Genomic DNA, 725 nt, shown 5'->3' with positions numbered 1-725 from the left:
CCGGAAGTCCAGCAGGTCGCGCAGCGCCACCGGCGGCTGGCGGCGCACCGCATCCGCGTACCGCTGGTAGGTGGAGAAGCTGCCCGTCGCCACCGCTGTCTGGAGCATGTGGATCATGTTGCCATCGAACGCGTGGGTTTCCCCGCTGCGGCGCAGCTTGTACCGCCCGCCGACCGACAGGGATTCCACCTGCCGGTTCCACGCCTTGTGGTGGAAGCTCAGCACGTTGCGCGCGATGCCGGTCAGCCCGATGCCGGAAATGCGCGAGGGCATGCCGGGGAAGAATTCCGCCGTCAGCGCGCGCGACAGGCCCACCGCCTCGAAATTGTAGCCACCGCGATAGGACGCCACGATGGAAATGCCCATCTTGGACATGATCTTGAGCAGACCCTTGTTGACCGCCTTGCGGTACCGCTCCACCGAATCGGACAGCGACAGATTGCCGAACAGCCCCCGGCGGTGCCGGTCGGCAATGCTTTCCTGCGCCAGATACGGATTGACCGTGGTGGCCCCCACCCCGATCGTGACCGCGATGGCGTGCACGTCCAGCGCCCCGGCCGAACGGACATTGAGCGAGGTGAACGTACGCAGCGACTGACGCACCAGATGGGTATGCACCGCCGCCGTGGCCAGGATCATCGGGATATAGGCGCGCTCGCCCGACTGGTGCTCATCGGTCAGGAAGACATGGGTGCAGCCCTGCCGCACGCGGTCCTCGGCCTCGG

At 66.6% G+C, this 725-nt stretch carries 1 protein-coding gene; it reads right to left on the bottom strand.

Annotation, left to right across the window (positions count from 1 at the left end):
* Positions 1–725 (bottom strand): glutamate synthase central domain-containing protein (locus JCM25156_RS26415; RefSeq protein ID WP_034961455.1); only part of this gene is annotated, 725 nt, incomplete at both ends.

The organism is Komagataeibacter kakiaceti JCM 25156, assembly GCF_000613305.1.
The sequence above is the reverse complement of the archived record's forward strand: the minus strand, read 5'-3'. Positions and strand labels throughout refer to the sequence as shown.